This window comes from Vibrio sp. 1727 (assembly GCF_033344415.1).
GTDB classification, from domain to species: Bacteria; Pseudomonadota; Gammaproteobacteria; order Enterobacterales; family Vibrionaceae; genus Vibrio; species Vibrio alginolyticus.
The window spans coordinates 1-876 of sequence record NZ_JAWPOT010000138.1; the positions used below are offsets into that span (position 1 = coordinate 1).

The 876-nt window shown below is 44.3% G+C and carries 1 protein-coding gene; it reads left to right on the forward strand.

Annotation, left to right across the window (positions count from 1 at the left end; genetic code table 11):
• Positions 1-876, forward strand: an 876-nt coding sequence (locus tag R8O10_RS24345) for a TonB-dependent receptor plug domain-containing protein (protein WP_318191836.1), incomplete at both ends; no start/stop codon positions are given.

The following is an 876-nucleotide window of genomic DNA, read 5'->3' on the forward strand; positions in this document are numbered from 1 at the left end:
GGCAGTGCCACCCAAGTGTTGGTTTTGGTTGATGGTGTACGTATGCCTCGCGCAATCATGGGCGGTATCGATTTCAACCAATTTCCAATCAACTCTATTGAACGTATCGACTACATTCGCGGCGCACGCGCATCTATCTATGGCTCAGAGGCGATTTCCGGCGTAATCAACATTATTACTCGAGCAAGTATTGATGATGATGCAAGCCAAGTGTCGGCGGGTTATGGCTCCAACAATCATAAAAAAGGCACGTTTGCCGTATCTAAACCTGTTGGTGAAGGTAAGCACATCAAAGGGGTATTAGGTTACGAGAAAACGGATGGTTTTAACGTTAAACCTTTGCCGGGTTTGAATGATGGCGATGAGCACGGATTTGAAACGTTGAACCTTAAATTAGGTTACCAGCAAAACTTTTCTGATAATTTTTCTGGTTACGTTGGCTTTAGTACATACAGCAACGAATACGACTATGACAACAGCAGTTATGGCAATCCTGGGTGGGGAACAGTAGATAAGCACGAAAAGAAAACGGGTGAAGTGGAATACGTAGGTGCAGATTTGTCACTTGAGTATTCTAAAGATGTTTACACTTCTGAGTTGAAGTTAGCTTACGGTCAACAAGACAACTATGACCTTAAATCGGGCCAAAGTAAGTCGACCGGCGATCACGTGGCCATCGAACAGTTCAATGCAATTTGGCTAAACTCATACAGCATCAATGATGAACTGAGTATTGGAGGCGGCTTAGATTACCGTAATGAGAAGTTAGCAAAAGGCTACCTTGCACCAAGTGACTGGGGACCAGCGAAAGACTACAACCCAGAGAAGAACCCAAGAACAAACATTGGCATCAGCGCAATCGCTCAATATGCATTG